We start from the raw sequence: 15,278 nt of genomic DNA, 5'->3' as shown, positions 1-15,278 counted from the left end.
TGGCCCGCGATGACGGCACGACCGCGGCCCGGATGCACCGAGCCTCGCGGTGGCCGGGCGTCTCGCAAGGGCGAACCCTGGTCTATTTCCGCCCGATCTCCGCCTGCCGTACCGGCACGGCGCCCTGCGGCACCACGTCGGCCGGAACCATGTCGGCGGGCACCGACACCGCACCAACCGTCGCGAACAGATCGAAGATCGCGAATGGGTCGTCATCGTGCACGATCGGGGCAAAGGCACTGGCCGGTATCAGCCGCGGCAAGCCGGTCTCCGCCGCAGCGCTGCGGCCGGTCGGCCTGTTGCCCGGCAGCGATGCCGGCGCATCCCCCGGCACTGAACCGGTCGTCATCGGGTCGGCGTTATCGGTCTCGGCAGCGGCGGGGTCGGGATCCGGCTGCTCCTTGCCCAGAACGCGCAGACCGCCGGTGATGTCGACCAGCTTGCCCCAGACGCCCGAGAAGGCGGTCGCGACCGCGGGCAGACCGGCCGCGCCGGTCGGCTGCACCGCCACCGGCTCGACGGCCTCGGACTCTGCCGCGGTGGCGGCGCCCGTCGCGGCAGAGGCGACGGCAGCCGGCTGGGCAGCAATCGTCTCGGCCGACGCAGACAGGGTCCGGATGGGGGATGCCTCGGCGATCCGCGTCGACGCCCGTTCCGCCGGAGTCACGGCGTCATAGTCGGCCGAGCCCTGCTCCTCCAGCGAGGCCAGCATCACCGCCTGGCCGTTGGCCGTCTGCTGCTGCTGCAGGCGGATCTCGGCAAGCGCCACCTGGTAGGCGGTCTCGTCGCGCATCTGCTTGGCGGCCACGGCGACCTGGATCTCTTCAGGGATCCTGAGCGGCGGGCAGGCGGCTGTCGGTTCGAGCCGGCGGTTCGGATCGAGAGGCGAGGCGTTGAACACGTAGTCGCGACCGCACACCCCCACCTTGGGCGGGATTCCGGTCACCTCGAAGTGGTCCGAGCCTTCCTTCAGGCGGCGCCAGAACGGCATGTTCGGATTGTCGGCGTGCCTCGCCATGTTGGCGGGCGTCATCCGGAACGGAAACGCCTGGACCTGGAACTCGCGCTGGCCGCCACGAAAGGAGTCGCGGGCAAGCGCGTAGATTTCCGCGATCTGCTCGTCCTCCATCGCGTAGCAGCCAGCCGACGAGCAGGCTCCGTGCACCATCAGGTGCGAGCCGGTCCGGCCATGTGCGCGGTCGAACTCGTTCGGGAAGCCCAGATTGAACGACAGGTAGTAGTTGGAGTTCGGGTTCATCTGCGCAGGCGTGACGGTGTAGAACCCTTCGGGCGCCTGCTTGTCGCCTTCCTTGATCTTCGGGCCGAGCTTGCCGGACCAAGTGCAGATGTCGTAGCTCTTGAAATGCGCGAAACGGCCGTCCCTGGTCGGCTTCCAGATCTCGAGAACGTTCTCTTCCTTGTAGATGCGGACGAGGATCGGATCTTCCTTGCGCATCCCCTTGTCGCTCAGTTCCTTCAGCGTCGCCTGACTGAGCGGCCTGAGATGCTTGGAGCTGCTCGAGCCCTGCTCCATGCAGCCGCCGGCCAGGGCGACGCACAGGGCGAGGGCGAGAAGGCGGGCTCTTGGCAGTGCCATCATGGCTGATCCGAACATCCAAACGCGACTGATACTGCTTGTCGACATCTAGATCGACAGCGTTAAGACTCGGTTTACCGGGAACTTGCCCATCCACGACTCCCGGTGCGGAGTTTCGCCCCTGTCGGCACAATCCGCAAGAGTCAATCTCCCGCTATGATCGCGGCAATTCGACGATGTCGCTCAGAGGTTTCGCCCCATCGCGAGGAATTTCTCGCGCCGGCGGCGGCGGATCTCGTCGGCGTCGAGACCGGCGAATTCCTTGAGCGCGGCGTCGATCGCCCGTCCGGTCGCCTCGATCGCCTCGTCGGGCTTGCGGTGGGCGCCTCCGGTGGGCTCGGCGATGATGGCGTCGATCACCCCGAACCGCTTCAGATCGCTGGCGGTGATCTTCATTGCGGTGGCGGCGTCCGCGGCGCGGGCGGAATCATGCCAGAGGATCGACGCCGACGCCTCCGGCGAGGCCACCGTGTAGATCGCATGTTCGAGCATCAGCACCCGGTTCGCCGTCGCGATCGCGACCGCTCCGCCCGATCCGCCCTCGCCGATGATCACGGCGACATTGGGGGTCCCCAGCATCAGGCAGGCGTCCGTTGCACGGGCGATCGCCTCGGCTTGGCCACGCTCCTCGGCGCCGACGCCCGGATAGGCGCCGGCGGTATCGACGAAGGCGATCACCGGCAGGCCGAAACGGTCGGCCAGTTCGATCAGCCGGACCGCCTTGCGATAACCTTCGGGGCGCGCCATGCCGAAATTGTGCTTGAGTCGGCTCTCGGTGTCGGAGCCCTTCTCATGACCCATCACGACCACCGACGCGCCGCGGAACCGGCCGAGACCGCCGACGATCGCCTCGTCCTCGCCGTACTTGCGGTCGCCTGCGAGCGGCACGAAGTCCTCGATCAGCCTGCGAATATAGTCGAGCGTGTGCGGGCGACCGGGGTGGCGCGCGACCTGGGTCTTCTGCCAGGGCGTGAGCCTCGCATAGAGATCGCGCAGCGCCTGGTCGGCCTTCGCCTGCAGACGTGCGACCTCCTCGGAGATGCCGACGCCGCCCTCGCTGTCCTCGAGGACTTTCAGCTCGGCGACCTTGCCCTCGAGGTCGGCGACGGGCTTCTCGAAGTCGAGATAGGCTTTCATGCGCTCATCTGCCTCCCGGCGGACGGGGGCCGGCGGTGGAGGGATCGCGGCCGGACGGCGGGAAACTGGCCGGGCAGGGGGCGCCTGTCAAGCCGGGCCGCCCCCACCGCGCCGCGCGCCCGACAGCGGATGATGCTCGATCACGGCGCGCTTCAGCCGCTCTTCCAGCACATGCGTGTAGATCTGGGTGGTCGAGATGTCGGCATGCCCCAGAAGCTGCTGGACGATCCTCAGGTCTGCGCCGTTCTCCAGCAGATGGCTGGCAAAGGCATGGCGCAGCACATGCGGCGACAGCATCGCGGCGGGCAGGCCGGCCCGCGCCGCCAGCGCCTTGAGGTCGCGCCCGAAGGCCTGGCGGGTCAGATGGCCGTCCTGCGCGTCGGCGGGAAAAAGCCAGCGGCCCTCCAGACCGGCCGCGCGGCGCGCCAGCGCCCAGGCCTCCAGCGCCTCGATCGCCGTCGCGGTCAGCAGCACCAGCCGCTCCCGCCCCCCCTTGCCGACCACCGACAGCATCGGCCGGCCGCCGCGTGCCGCCGAGGCCGGCAGCGATACCAGTTCGGACACCCGCAATCCCGTGGCATAGAGCAGTTCGATGAGGCAGTGCATGCGGATCGCCCGCAGCCGCGCCGCCGGCCTGACTCCGGGATCGCGAGCCTCGGCCGCCGCCTGCGTCAGGAGCCGCCCGACATCGCCCTGATCGATGATCTTCGGCAGCTGCCGACCGCGCCTGGGGACATCCAGCGCCTGGGTGGGATCATCCGGGCGCATCCCGCCCTCGAGCAGGAAGCGGTGGAATTGTCTGAGCGCCGACAGGCGTCGCTGCTGCGAGGCAGGCGCGAAGCCGCGCCGGGCCAGATCGGCGGCATAGGCGGCGACGGTCTCACTGTCGGCCGAGCCGACATCGCGGCCGTGGCCGGCGACGAACTGCGCGAAATCCTGCAGATCACGCCGGTAGGCGGCGAGCGTGTTGGGTGAGGCCAATCGCTCCGCCGCGATCATCTCCAGGAAGGCCTCGACGAGGGCGCCGCGCGTGCCGCCGCGTGTCTTGGCAGCCATCGCCTTCTCACTGCTGCAGCCGTTCGGCCGGAACCCTGACCGACATTTCCCGCGGCTCCGGATCGACGAAGGTTACCAGGGCGAACATCGCGGCATAGACGATGCCGGCGATGAAGCCGATGATCACCAGGAATCGGAACAGGCTCGGCACCGCAACTCTTCTCCGTCCGGGAGCAAATCCCGCTGTCGGGACCGATGCGGCGCGGCCCGCTTGTGTCGCGTCCCGCCGCCGACTACTGAAATAGCTCCCATGCCCCGCAGCCAAGGGCACCCGGCAGTATCTAGGACAGTTTCGCCTTGCACGCCACCGAGTCCGATCCCGCGCCGCCGGCCGACTGTACAGCCGCCGATCCCCCGGTCAGCATCGCGGATTCTGTACGCCTGCGGAAGGCCCTCGGCACGCGCTCCATCGTGCTGATCGGCATGATGGGCGCCGGCAAGTCCTCGGTAGGCCGCCGGCTCGCGGCGCGGCTCGGACTGCCGTTCGTTGACGCCGATACGGAAATCGAGACGGCCGCCGGCATGACTATCTCCGACATCTTCGCCCGTCACGGCGAGGCGCATTTCCGCGAGGGCGAGCGCAAGGTGATTGCCCGCTTGCTCGGGGGCGGCCCCCAGGTGCTCGCCACCGGCGGCGGCGCCTGGATGAACGAGCAGACGCGTCGGAGCGTCGCTGCCGACGGCGTGTCCGTCTGGCTGAAGGCGGACATCGATACGCTGGTGCGCCGCGTCCGCCGTCGCAACGACCGGCCACTGCTTCACGGCGGCGACGTTGCCGCGAAGCTGCGCCGTCTCAGTCTCGAGCGCGACCCGGTCTATGCGCTCGCCGATATCGTCGTGCGCAGCCGCGACGTTCCGCACGACGAGGTCGTCACCGAGATCATCGAAGCTCTGACCGCCAGGCTCGCTGGCGCTTCACCGGAGGCAAGCCCGACACCATGCCCGACACCGTGAACGAGACCTGCCTGCTGCCCGGTCCGGCTCCGGGCGCGCTGTCGGGCGAGACCGTCAGGGTCGATCTCGGCGACCGCTCCTACGACATCCTGATCGGCGCCGGCAGCCTGGCGGCGATCGGATCGCGGATCAACGCGCTGGCGCCGGGCGCACGGGTGGCAGTGATTGCCGACAGCACCGTGGCGGCCCTGCACGGCGAGGCACTTGCCGCCGGCCTCGGCGGCATCGTGACGCTGACCACGGTCAGCGTGCCGCCGGGGGAATCCTCCAAATGCTTTGCCGAGCTCGAACGCGTCGTCGGCGCGCTGCTCGACGCACGGGTCGAGCGCGGCGACATCGTCATCGCGTTCGGCGGCGGCGTGGTCGGAGACCTCGCCGGCTTCGCGGCCGCGATCCTGAGGCGCGGCGTGCGGTTCGTCCAGGTTCCCACCAGCCTGCTCGCCCAGGTCGATTCCTCTGTGGGCGGCAAGACCGGCATCGACACCCGCCACGGCAAGAACCTCGTCGGAGCGTTCCACCAGCCTGTGCTGGTCGTCGCCGATACGGCGCTGCTCGACACACTGAGCCCGCGCGAATTCCGCGCCGGCTATGCCGAGATCGTCAAGTACGGCCTGATCGACGATCCGACCTTCTTTGCCTGGCTGGAGGGTAGCTGGCGCGAGGTCTTTGCCGGCGGCCCGGCCCGCATTCGCGCCATCGCGACGAGCTGCCGCGCCAAGGCGCGCGTGGTCGCCGCCGATGAGCGCGAGACCGGCGAACGGGCCCTGCTCAACCTCGGCCACACCTTCGGGCACGCGCTGGAGGCCGCGACCGGCTTTTCCGACCGACTCGTCCACGGCGAGGCGGTGGCGATCGGCATGGTGCTGGCGTTCGGCTTCTCCGCCGAGCTTGGCCTGTGCGCCGCCGCCGACGAGGACCGCATCGTGCGCCATCTATCGGCCGTTGGACTTCCGACCCGGCCCTACCATATCAAGGGTGGCCTGCCGGGCGCCGAGCGGCTGCTGACGCTGATCGGACAGGACAAGAAGGTCGAACGTGGCTCGCTCACCTTCGTCCTGGCGCAGGGCATCGGCAGGGCCTTTGTCCGCCGCGACGTCCCGGCCGAGCTCGTCCGCGACTTCCTGGCTCGACGTCTGACGGAACCATGACACTCACCCTCGCCATTACCATTGGCATCATCGCGGCGCTGATCGTTGCCTCGGCCTTCTTCTCGGGCTCGGAAACGGCGCTGACCGCGGCTTCGCGCGCGCGCATGCACCAGCTCGAGAAGACGGATCGTCGCGCCCGCGTCGTCAACATGCTGCTGGAGTCGCGCCAGCGGCTGATCGGCGCCCTGCTGCTTGGCAACAACCTCGTCAACATCCTCGCCTCGGCGATGGCCACAAACGTGCTCATCTCGCTGTTCGGCGACGCCGGCGTGGTCTATGCGACCTTCGTCATGACGGCGCTGCTCGTGATCTTCGCCGAGGTCATGCCGAAGACCTACGCGATCCTGCACCCCGATCGCGTCGCCCTGGCGGTGTCGACGCCGGTGCGGCTGGTCGTCCTCGTGTTCGGCCCGATCGCCAAGGCGATCGACATGATCGTGCGCGGCGTGATGCAGGCCTTCGGCGCCAAGATCGACTCGAGCCAGCAGCTGCTGTCGGCCCACGAGGAGCTGCGCGGTGCCATCAGCCTGCATCACAGCGAAGGTGCCGTGGTCAAGGAGGACCGCGACATGCTTGGCGGCATCCTCGACCTGCGCGACCTCCAGGTCTCCGACGTGATGGTCCACCGCACCGAGATGCGTACCATCAATGCCGACGACCCGCCTGAGAAGATCGTCCAGGAGGTGCTGGCCAGCCCGAATACCCGCCTGCCGCTCTGGCAGGAGGAGCCCGACAACATCATCGGCGTGCTGCACGCCCGCGACATGCTGCGCGCGCTTGCCGCGGCGAAGGGCGATGCCAGCGCCATCGACATCGCCGCGATCATGACGCCGCCGTGGTTCGTGCCCGACACCACGTCCCTTCAGGACCAGCTCAACGCCTTCCTCAGGCGCAAGGCCCATTTCGCCCTTGTGGTCGACGAGTATGGCGAGGTGATGGGCCTGGTGACGCTCGAGGACATCCTCGAGGAGATCGTCGGCGACATTGCCGACGAGCACGACATCGTCGTCCAGGGCGTGCGGCCTCAGCCGGACGGATCGATCATCGTCGACGGCTCGGTGCCGATCCGCGACCTCAACCGCCACATGGACTGGAGCCTGCCGGATGACGAGGCAACGACGATCGCCGGCCTCGTCATCCACGAGGCGCGGCAGATCCCGGAGCCGGGCCAGGCGTTCACCTTCCACGGCTTCCGCTTCCAGGTACTGCGCAAGATGCGCAACCGCATCGCCTCGCTGCGGATCACGCCGCTGGCGAAGCTGCCCAAGCCGGCGGCGGTGAAGCCGGCAGGTGCCGAGCCGGCGGAGCCGAGACCCGCCGAGCCCAGATCGGCGGAGGCGAAGCGGGTCACATCGAAACCCGCTGTCGAGCGGCCGGTGGCGGGGAAGCCCACGGACGAGCAGCCGCCGACCTCGTCCGACCGCTAGCCAGAGCGGTTCACCGCTTCACGCCACCGACGATCCGCCCTGACACTTTGCTTCGTCGCAATTCCTGACGGAGAATCCCGTTCCGCTGCTGCAGCGTTGTCCCGTGGCGCAGATCCGCGCCGCGCCCCGGCCGTTGGTCCGGCCCGCGACCGTCTCAGGGGATGGGCGGCGCCTCGGCGGAGATGGCGAGCGCATGCACCCCGCCGGCCAGCTCCTCGGCGAGCGCCGCGTTGACCATCCGGTGGCGTTCGACGCGAGTCTTGCCGGCGAAGGCGCGCGAGACGATCCTGACCCGGAAGTGGGTCTCGCCGCCCTCGCGCCAGCCGGCATGTCCGTGGTGGCGGTCGGATTCGTCGATCACCTCCAGCGCCTCCGGCGCCAGCGCCGCCGTCAACTTTTCGGCAATCCGATCTCGTATTGTCATGGTGTGTTGGTGCCGCGTCGCCGGATCGCTGTCAACGGCAGTGCTGCCATGCGCGACACGGCGGTTCGGGTCGCTTGTCTCGAGTCAGCTGCAATCCCATAATCGGTCGCGATGAAGCTGGATTCCAAATGGTTCGACAGGATCCGGGTGCGTCCCGACGCCGATCGCGTCGCCGCCGAGCGCGCCCCCGTCTGCGAGGCCAAGGGCTGCCGCCGGCCTGGACCCTACCGCGCCCCGAAGGGACGGTTGCTGGAAGGCCAGTACTACAACTTCTGTCTGGAACACGTCCGCGACTACAACAAGTCCTACAACTGGTTCTCCGGCATGTCGGAGGCCGACGTGATGGCCTGGCTCGAGTCCCGCGCGACAGGGCACCGGCCGACCTGGTCGATGGGCGCCAACGCCCATGCCCAACCCGGCGGCCCGCGCAACGGCAGACGTTTCGGCGCCGGGATGTATCACGACCCGTTCGACTTCTTCGCCGAGGCGCGCCGCCACGACCGTGCGCGCGACGAGACACCACGCGCGCCGCAGCGCCGCATTGGCAACGCCGAGCGCCGTTCGCTCGACGAACTGGGACTGGACGAAACGGCAACGGGACCCGAAATTAAGCTGAGATACAAGGAACTCGTGAAGCGTCACCATCCCGACGCCAATGGCGGCGACCGTTCAAGCGAGGATCGCCTGCGGGCGATCATCGAGGCCTATGGAACCCTCAAGGCCTCTGGCTTCTACCGCGATTGCTGATTATTGTCGCACGGCTTCACGACAGATCCCGACCTGATCGACGGACGGCTCGTGCCGTCCGTGAGCTGGAGGCAGTATGACGAGCGGAATTGCTGAGCCCCATGGCCTGCCCGACATGAAGGTTTCCGTGCGGCAGGTCTTCGGCATCGACTCCGATCTCGAGGTTCCGGCCTATGCCGAGCCCGACGAGCATGTTCCTGACGTCGATCCGGACTACCAGTTCAATCGCGAGACGACCCTCGCCATCCTCGCGGGATTCGCGCACAACCGCCGCGTGATGATCCAGGGCTTTCACGGCACCGGCAAGTCGACGCACATCGAGCAGGTCGCGGCGCGTCTGAACTGGCCGTGCGTCCGCGTCAATCTCGACAGCCACATCTCGCGCATCGACCTCGTCGGCAAGGACGCGATCGTCATCAAGGACGGTCTGCAGGTCACCGAGTTCCGCGACGGCATCCTGCCATGGGCGTTGCAGACGAACACGGCGCTGGTCTTCGACGAGTACGACGCCGGCCGCCCTGACGTGATGTTCGTCATCCAGCGGGTGCTCGAGGTCTCCGGCAAGCTGACCCTGCTCGACCAGAAGCGCGTCATTCGGCCGCATCCTGCCTTCCGGCTGTTCGCGACCACCAATACCATCGGCCTTGGCGACACCTCCGGCCTCTATCACGGCACCCAGCAGATCAACCAGGGCCAGATGGACCGCTGGTCGATCGTCGTGACGCTGAACTATCTGCCGCACGACGACGAGGTGAACATCGTGCTCGCCAAGTCGAAGCACTACCAGAGCGACGCAGGACGCGAGATCGTTTCGCGGATGGTCCGCGTCGCCGACCTCACCCGCAATGCCTTCATGAACGGCGATCTGTCGACGGTGATGAGCCCGCGCACGGTGCTGACCTGGGCCGAGAATGCCAACATCTTCGGCGACATCGGACTCGCCTTCCGACTCACATTCCTCAACAAGTGCGACGAGCTGGAGCGCGGCATCGTCGCGGAATTCTATCAGCGCTGCTTCGGCAGGGACCTGCCCGAATCGACGGTGAACATCGCACTCAACTGACGGGATTGGCAGGCGGCAGGGCGACATGACCAACCGCAAGCCCGGGATGCCAGGCCGCTCGGCCCCGACCGAGCCCTTCAAGCGCGCCGTCGCTGCGGCAACCCGTGCGATCGCCGGCAAGGCCGATATCGAGGTCAGCTTCGGCACCGATCGCGCCGGCGTGTCGGGACGGTCGGTGCGGCTGCCCGAGCCGCCGCGCAAGCTGTCGCCCGAGGAGGCGGCGGTCGCGCGCGGCCAGGCCGATGCCCTCGCCCTGCGTCTCGCCTGCCACGACCAGGCCATCCATCGCCGTCTGCTGCCGCAGGGGCGCAATGCGCGGGCCCTGTTCGAGGCCGTCGAACAGGCGCGCTGCGAGGCGGTCGGCAGCAACCGCATGTGCGGCGTCGCCGACAATATCGGCGCGATGCTCGAGGCCCGCTATTCGCGGATGAACGTCGCCGCCGCAGAATCGCGCGCCGACGTGCCTCTCGAGGAGGCGGTGGCGTTGATCGCGCGCGAACGGATGACCCGTCGCCCGGCGCCCGAGAGCGCGCGGCGCGCCGTCGAGCTGTGGCGGAGCTGGATCGAGCAGAAGGCCGGCGACGAGATGGACCGCCTCGCCGCAGCGCTCGAGGACCAGACCGTTTACGCCCGCATCGTCCGCGAGATGATCGCCGCCTTCGACATGGCCGATGAACTCGGCGCCGAGGAGGAGGATGAGGAGGAGTCCAGCGAGAGCGAGGACTCCTCCGACACCTCGTCCGACTCGCGCCAGGAGAGCGAGCAGGACTCCAGTGACGGCGCTTCAGCCGAGGAATCCATGGACGCCGCCGAGCAGGAGGAAGGCGACGTCGAGGCAACTGACACCCGCGCTGAGGCGCTGGAGCAGGAAGCGGAGTCCGCCGATTCGACCGAATCGAACGAACCCTGGCGGCCCAACTTCCCGTTCTCCAACACCACCGGCGCCAATGCCTACCGCATCTTCACCAGCCGGTTCGACGAGACCGTCTCGGCCGAGGAACTGTGCGACCCGGACGAGCTGGACCGGCTCAGGGGATTTCTGGACAAGCAACTTCAACATCTGCAGGGCGTCGTCACCCGCCTCGCCAACCGGCTGCAGCGCCGGCTGCTGGCACAGCAGAATCGCGCCTGGGACTTCGACCTCGAGGAGGGGGTGCTCGATGCGGCGCGCCTGCACCGGGTGATCATCGATCCGATGCACCCCTTGTCCTTCAAGCGCGAACGCGACACCGACTTCCGCGATACGGTGGTGACGCTGCTGCTCGACAATTCCGGTTCGATGCGCGGACGGCCGATCACCGTCGCGGCGACCTGCGCCGATATCCTCGCCCGCACGCTGGAGCGCTGCGGCGTCAAGGTCGAGATCCTCGGCTTCACCACGCGTGCCTGGAAGGGCGGACAGAGCCGCGAGGCCTGGCTCGCCGCCGGAAAGCCGCAGGGTCCGGGCCGCCTCAACGACCTGCGCCACATCATCTACAAGCCCGCCGACATGCCGTGGCGTCGCGCCCGGCGCAATCTCGGTCTGATGATGCGCGAGGGGCTCTTGAAGGAGAACATCGACGGCGAGGCACTGGCCTGGGCGCACGACCGGCTGATTGCCCGGCCGGAGCAGCGCCGGATCCTGATGATGATCTCCGACGGAGCGCCGGTTGACGATTCGACGCTGTCCGTCAATCCCGGCAACTATCTCGAGCGTCACCTGCGTCAGGTGATCGAGGACATCGAGACCCGCTCGCCGGTCGAACTGATCGCCATCGGCATCGGCCACGACGTCACACGCTACTATCGCCGGGCGGTCACGATCGTCGATGCCGAGGAACTCGGCGGTGCGATGACCGACAAGCTTGCCGAGCTGTTCGAGGAGGGTTCCGGTCCGGTGCATGCCGCGGGCCGCCGGCGCCTCCGCCGCCGGGCGGCCGCCCCGAATTGAACCGCAGCATGCACGGACGCGCGTCCGCCGCGATCGCCGCGGCCCTGTCCCTCGCCCTGTCCCTCGCCCTGTCCTTCGGCCAGCCCGCCGCCGGTCCCGCCCGGGCCGAGGAGGCCGTCACGGTCCGTGCCGCCCCCGTCGCCAGCTTCGATCCACAGCACGCCGATCAGGCCGTGTTTGGCGGGCTGCGCTATCTTGGCGGGCTTCAGCTCGATTCCTCCGACAAGCGCTTCGGCGGTCTGTCCGGCCTCGAGATCTCGCCGGACGGTCATCGGCTGATGATGGTGAGCGATGTCGGCGACCTCTTCTCCGCCACACTCGACCATGCCGGCAGGGCTCCGGCCGGTCTCTCGCAAGTGACGGTTGAGCGCCTCATCGACGAGGACGGTGCGCCACTCGGCGCCAAGTTCGGCGCCGACGCCGAGGCGCTGCGCGCCGTCGGCGGCAACGGCCTGACGAACGACGTCATGGTCGCCTTCGAGCGCGACAATCGCGTCCTGCGCTACAGTTTCGGCCCGGATGGGCGCCTCGCGCGGGCGTCGCCCGTGGCGATGCCCGCGGCGATCGCCGATCTGCCCTACAATCAGGGGCTCGAAGCACTCGCGGTCATCCCGCCCGGCGCTCCGGGCGCCGGCTCGCTGGTCGCGCTGGCCGAATCCGAGAGCACCGCGCGGCCCGGCACGATTCCGGGCTGGGTGATCGCGCCGGACGGCAGCAGCCGCGAGATCGGCCTGATCCGCGACGGCGACTTCAACGTTACCGACGCGGTGGCACTCGCCAATGGCGACGTCATCGTGCTCGAGCGACGCTTCAACGTGCTGACCGGCGTGGCGATGCGGGTGCGCCGCATAAGCGCGGCCGAACTGGCCCGTGAAGAGCCGATCTCCGGCGTGGTGCTGCTGGCCGCCGGCATGGCCTATGCGGTGGACAACATGGAGGGCATCGCCGTGCACACCGACGAGGCCGGCCGCACCGTTCTCAGCATCATCTCCGACGACAATTTCAACACCCTGCAGCGCACCCTGCTGCTGCAGTTCGAACTTCTCGACCCCTGACAGCTGCGGCTACAGCGCGGGGTACTCTCCGACCGCAGGCGCCGTCCGCCGGCGCAGCAGGTGGAACGGACCGAGCATCGCGACGGCATGCACCAGCTTGACCATCCAGTCGAAAACTGCCCAGGCGACCCAGACCGGCAGCACGAGACCCCAGTAGTCGGCCTCGCCGATGCCGGATCCGGCAAAGGCGAGCGAGAAGAACAGCGTCGTGTCGACCGTCGCGCCGATCAGCGAGGAGGCGAGCGGCGCCTGCCACCAGGCTTGCCGGCGCAGCCGGTGGAAGATCCAGACGTCGACGAGCTGCGCGGCAAGAAAGGCTGTGCCCGAAGCAAGTGCGATGCGCGGCGTCGCGAGCCAGACCGACAACGCGACCGCGATTGCGAACCCTGCATAGACCACCCGCCGCGCCGCCACCGGACCGAAGCGGCGATTGGTCAGATCGGTCACCAGGAATGCGAAGGGATAGGAAAAGGCACCCCAGGTCAGGTAATCGGCGAGGCCGAGCGGCGTGAACGGATACTGGACAAGCACGTTTGAAGCCGCGACGACCATCGCCATGGCCGCCACTGGCAACGACAGACGCATCCCCGCGCGGCCGCGCTGATCCTGGAAATCACCACCCGTCGTCATGGCAGGACCATCCCATCCGCCCGATTGCGCCAGTCACAGGGCCCGTAAGGTCCGCATGGCGGAGTCCCGCCGGCGCAGCGATTCCTGCCGCGGGCCTCACCGTCCTGCCGACCGCGAGGAGGCGCATTTGCCCTGCTCCGGCCGCCTGCCGGACCTGGATCGGAGCGCACCCTCCCAGCCGATGTTCCGCCGTTGATCCCTATCGGCCCGCGGCGGTTCGCAAGGACGGAGACAAACGGTTCATAGAAATGACGGGACGTGGCGCCTGTGGCGCCGACCGGCAGGTTCAGGCCGTCGGCGTCGCTGCCGCTGCGGCCTTGGCGATATCGCGCTTCAGACCCTGCGCCCGCTCGGACAGCTCCTCGTCGCGCGCCTTCATCAGGAAGGCGTCGAGACCGCCGCGATGTTCCACGCTGCGCAGCGCATTGGCCGAGATGCGCAGCCGGAAGCTGCGGTTCAGCGTGTCGCTCATCAGCGTCACGTTGAGCAAGTTGGGAAGGAACCGACGCCGGGTCTTGTTGTTGGCGTGGCTCACATTGTTGCCGGACATGACCGCCTTGCCGGTCAGCTCACAACGCCGGGCCATGGTACTATCCTCGAAATGCTTGCGGCCGCCTGACAGGGTCGGCGGACCGGGCGGCCTTGCCGTTCTGGGAATTCAGCGTGAGCCTATAGACAGCGCGCGGCACAGCGTCAAGTCGGCCGAGGGCGGCCGACAACCGGGCGGGGTTGCCGTTCCGACATCAACGCGCCAGATTCGGCGTCCATGCTGTCGGGTGACAGGGGTTCGCTAACCGAACCTTAACCATACCAAGCGAGCCTGCGCGGCATGGCCTGACGGAATGTCGAGGCGGTTGGCGGGTCTGGTCCTCCGGTCGATGAGGCGAGTGCGATGAAGTCGGTTGCGTGGAGCGCCAGGCTGGCGAAGCGGATCTCGGTCGCCGCGGTTGTCGGGCTGGCAGCCGTCACTGTCGCCACCGCCGACGAGGCCGATTACCGGTTCCAGCTGAACTACCGAGTCAGCCTCGGCGCTCTGCCGATCGGCAATGCCACCCTCGTCGGCACCTTCGAAGGCCCGAAATACCGGATCGACGGGTTCGGCAAGCTTACCGGCATCGCCGGCGTCCTCTACGAGTACAGCGCCAGCGCCTCGTCCGCCGGCAGGCTGCAGCACGGCAGGACGCAGCCCAGCGCCTTCTCCGTCAATGCCACCGACGGCAAGAAGACCGCGACGATCCGCATGACGATGAACAGCTCGGGTGTCCGCCAGCTCAGGATCACCCCGACGCCGACGCCCTATCATGTCAATCATCCCAATCGCGTGAAGGTGACCGAGGCCGACAAGCGCGGCATCATCGATCCGATCAGCGCGCTGTTCTTTCCCGGCGGCTACTCGGTCGACGGCTTCGACAAGCGCGCCTGTGAGCGCAGCGTACCGATCTTCAACGGCCAGGAGCGTTTCGACGTCAACCTCGAATACCGCGAGATCCAGCCCGTCTCGGGCGGCGTCGGCTTTGCCGACGAGGTGCTGGTGTGTAACGCCCGCTACCGGGCGATCGCCGGCCACCGCACCGACAAGGACGAGGTCAAGACGGCCGAGAAGATCACAGCCGAGGTGATGCTCACCCCCGTGCCCGGCTCGGACATTCTCGTGCCCTATCGCGTCACCATTCCAACGCCGCTCGGCGCTGCGGTGGTGCAGGCCACCGAGCTGACCGCCAGCGGCGCGCTGCAGACCCGCGCGGCGGCGCTCGCCGACTGACGGACGACTCGGACGCGTGCTCCAGGTCTGCGCCAGCCGGGAGAGGTCGTGACGCGGGCGGATGATGGGGACCTGCACCGGCTCCAGTTGACGGCGTCCGCGGCGACGGGGCGCGTCGCGCGCCGACGGCCTCGAACCATTCCGTTAACGGATCCCGTATCGGCATCCCGGTTCCGATTCCAGATATGGTGGACCATTTCCATTTGCACTCCATATCTCGCCGGGAACGAATCGCGAAGCGGGACGAGTCAGCGATTCGGGCGGGATTTGTTCCGTTCGCGTTCCAGCCGTGAATCGTGCCAGCGGACCTGTGCCGGATCGGGACAACCGGGCATCGCTGCGGCGCGG

The 15,278-nt window shown here is 68.1% G+C and carries 15 protein-coding genes; 8 read left to right on the top strand and 7 right to left on the bottom strand.

The features are described from left to right. Positions 1-82: 82 nt before the first annotated feature. From EDC22_RS18030 to EDC22_RS15735, 4 genes are all read right to left on the bottom strand, one after another. Positions 83-1,597: a L,D-transpeptidase family protein gene (locus tag EDC22_RS18030; protein WP_245499797.1), complete on the bottom strand. Its 1,515-nt coding sequence runs from the start codon at positions 1,595-1,597 to the stop codon at positions 83-85. A gap of 183 nt (positions 1,598-1,780) precedes the next feature. Next, the gene (locus tag EDC22_RS15745) at positions 1,781-2,734 is read right to left on the bottom strand and encodes an acetyl-CoA carboxylase carboxyltransferase subunit alpha (RefSeq protein ID WP_132807634.1); all 954 of its coding nucleotides are present in this window, start codon (positions 2,732-2,734) and stop codon (positions 1,781-1,783) included. An 87-nt stretch (positions 2,735-2,821) separates the two neighbouring features. Beyond that, positions 2,822-3,790, bottom strand: a complete 969-nt coding sequence (locus EDC22_RS15740) for a site-specific tyrosine recombinase XerD (protein WP_132807633.1) — start codon at positions 3,788-3,790, stop codon at positions 2,822-2,824. A gap of 7 nt (positions 3,791-3,797) precedes the next feature. Continuing rightward, a complete protein-coding gene (locus tag EDC22_RS15735; RefSeq protein ID WP_132807632.1) occupies positions 3,798-3,941 on the bottom strand; it encodes a histidine kinase in 144 nt (47 codons plus the stop codon). Positions 3,942-4,153: 212 nt separating this feature from the next. Between EDC22_RS15735 and EDC22_RS15730 the strand changes: the two genes are divergently transcribed. Genes EDC22_RS15730 through EDC22_RS15720 form a run of 3 tightly spaced genes read left to right on the top strand, consistent with a single transcriptional unit; the run spans position 4,154 to position 7,319 of the window. Continuing rightward, positions 4,154-4,744 carry a shikimate kinase gene (locus EDC22_RS15730; protein WP_132807663.1) on the top strand — a complete coding sequence of 197 codons (591 nt, stop codon included), beginning with the start codon at positions 4,154-4,156 and terminating at the stop codon, positions 4,742-4,744. Further along, the gene (aroB, locus tag EDC22_RS15725) at positions 4,729-5,892 is read left to right on the top strand and encodes a 3-dehydroquinate synthase (RefSeq protein ID WP_132807631.1); all 1,164 of its coding nucleotides are present in this window, start codon (positions 4,729-4,731) and stop codon (positions 5,890-5,892) included. Before EDC22_RS15730 ends, aroB begins: the two co-directional genes overlap by 16 nt. After that, positions 5,889-7,319: a CNNM domain-containing protein gene (locus EDC22_RS15720; protein WP_132807630.1), complete on the top strand. Its 1,431-nt coding sequence runs from the start codon at positions 5,889-5,891 to the stop codon at positions 7,317-7,319. The genes aroB and EDC22_RS15720 overlap by 4 nt, the downstream gene beginning before the upstream one ends. Before the next feature lie 154 nt (positions 7,320-7,473). On the opposite strand, the gene EDC22_RS15715 is transcribed toward EDC22_RS15720, so the two are convergent. After that, a complete protein-coding gene (locus tag EDC22_RS15715) occupies positions 7,474-7,743 on the bottom strand; it encodes a BolA family protein (RefSeq protein ID WP_132807629.1) in 270 nt (89 codons plus the stop codon). Positions 7,744-7,854: 111 nt separating this feature from the next. Between EDC22_RS15715 and EDC22_RS15710 the strand changes: the two genes are divergently transcribed. The 4 genes from EDC22_RS15710 (at position 7,855) to EDC22_RS15695 (ending at position 12,538) form a co-directional block, all read left to right on the top strand. Continuing rightward, positions 7,855-8,490 (top strand): J domain-containing protein, encoded by a 636-nt coding sequence (locus EDC22_RS15710; protein ID WP_132807628.1) that lies wholly within the window; start codon positions 7,855-7,857, stop codon positions 8,488-8,490. Between the two features lie 76 nt (positions 8,491-8,566). After that, a complete protein-coding gene (cobS, locus tag EDC22_RS15705) occupies positions 8,567-9,553 on the top strand; it encodes a cobaltochelatase subunit CobS (RefSeq protein WP_132807627.1) in 987 nt (328 codons plus the stop codon). Positions 9,554-9,578: 25 nt separating this feature from the next. Further along, positions 9,579-11,483 carry a cobaltochelatase subunit CobT gene (gene cobT / locus EDC22_RS15700; RefSeq protein ID WP_132807626.1) on the top strand — a complete coding sequence of 635 codons (1,905 nt, stop codon included), beginning with the start codon at positions 9,579-9,581 and terminating at the stop codon, positions 11,481-11,483. Between the two features lie 8 nt (positions 11,484-11,491). After that, entirely contained in the window at positions 11,492-12,538 is a 1,047-nt protein-coding gene (locus EDC22_RS15695; RefSeq protein WP_132807625.1) for an esterase-like activity of phytase family protein, read from the top strand. Between the two features lie 9 nt (positions 12,539-12,547). On the opposite strand, the gene EDC22_RS15690 is transcribed toward EDC22_RS15695, so the two are convergent. Next, entirely contained in the window at positions 12,548-13,168 is a 621-nt protein-coding gene (locus EDC22_RS15690) for a queuosine precursor transporter (protein ID WP_425385536.1), read from the bottom strand. A gap of 286 nt (positions 13,169-13,454) precedes the next feature. Further along, positions 13,455-13,754: a 50S ribosomal protein L28 gene (gene rpmB / locus EDC22_RS15685; RefSeq protein ID WP_132807624.1), complete on the bottom strand. Its 300-nt coding sequence runs from the start codon at positions 13,752-13,754 to the stop codon at positions 13,455-13,457. 306 nt (positions 13,755-14,060) lie between these two features. Here rpmB and EDC22_RS15680 point away from each other — a divergent pair, with 306 nt between their 5' ends. Further along, complete coding sequence (locus EDC22_RS15680; protein WP_132807623.1) at positions 14,061-14,930, top strand: DUF3108 domain-containing protein; 870 nt, start codon at positions 14,061-14,063, stop codon at positions 14,928-14,930. Positions 14,931-15,278 lie beyond the last annotated feature (348 nt).

The organism is Tepidamorphus gemmatus (assembly GCF_004346195.1).
GTDB classification, from domain to species: domain Bacteria; phylum Pseudomonadota; class Alphaproteobacteria; order Rhizobiales; family Tepidamorphaceae; genus Tepidamorphus; species Tepidamorphus gemmatus.
The sequence above is the reverse complement of the archived record's forward strand: the minus strand, read 5'-3'. Positions and strand labels throughout refer to the sequence as shown.